The sequence below is a fragment of the Rufibacter sp. XAAS-G3-1 genome (assembly GCF_013623775.1).
GTDB lineage: Bacteria > Bacteroidota > Bacteroidia > Cytophagales > Hymenobacteraceae > Nibribacter.
This window is the reverse complement of record NZ_JABFAM010000054.1, coordinates 1-597: the sequence shown is the minus strand read 5'-3', so window position 1 is coordinate 597 and position 597 is coordinate 1. Positions and strand designations below refer to the sequence as shown.

The following is a 597-nucleotide window of genomic DNA, read 5'->3' as shown; positions in this document are numbered from 1 at the left end:
TGGCTTAGCCTGTCTTCTGTGCTTCGCTTTAGAAGCGGGTGCAAAGGTAAGGACTTCCTTTCTCTTTGCAATACTTTTCAAAAACTTTTTTCCCTCCCCCTTCCGCCCGACCGGCGAAAAGGAACAGTTCGTTTACTTGGCGTTAGCCTCGCTCCCGAACCGGGACGCAAAGGTAAAAAGAACCTTCCTTTTTGCAAGGAATAAATCGAAGTTTTTTTCTTTTCTCGCTAACCCTGCCGGTCAGCGAGCCTCCTTTCGGAAGGGAGTGCAAAGGTAAGAACTTTTCCTCTCTCCGCAAGCGGCCAGGAAAACTTTTTTATCCGCTTTGCGTCTCTATCAGGTTGCCCTGGTCAAGACCCTCTCCTGCCGGGCGGGTCGCAAAGGTAAGAAATGTATTTGGCTTTCCAAGCGCTTCCCTCAGAAGGAAGCCGCTTTGACCCATCCCTTGCCGCAGCCTGGAGGATAACTCACCTGAGGGCTTGGAAGTTCCGAAGCAGAAATATTTTCCTCTATGACCTCGTCTTTGGTAGCCCCCGACCGGAGCCTCAGACGTAACCAATCTCAGGCACTCGGAAGTTCCTTCTTGCGGAGATTTTT

At 50.8% G+C, this 597-nt stretch carries 1 protein-coding gene; it reads left to right on the top strand.

The features are described from left to right. Positions 1-204, top strand: a 204-nt coding sequence (locus HHO50_RS21125; protein ID WP_219921623.1) for a hypothetical protein, incomplete at its 5' end; no start/stop codon positions are given. Between the last annotated feature and the right edge of the window lie 393 nt (positions 205-597).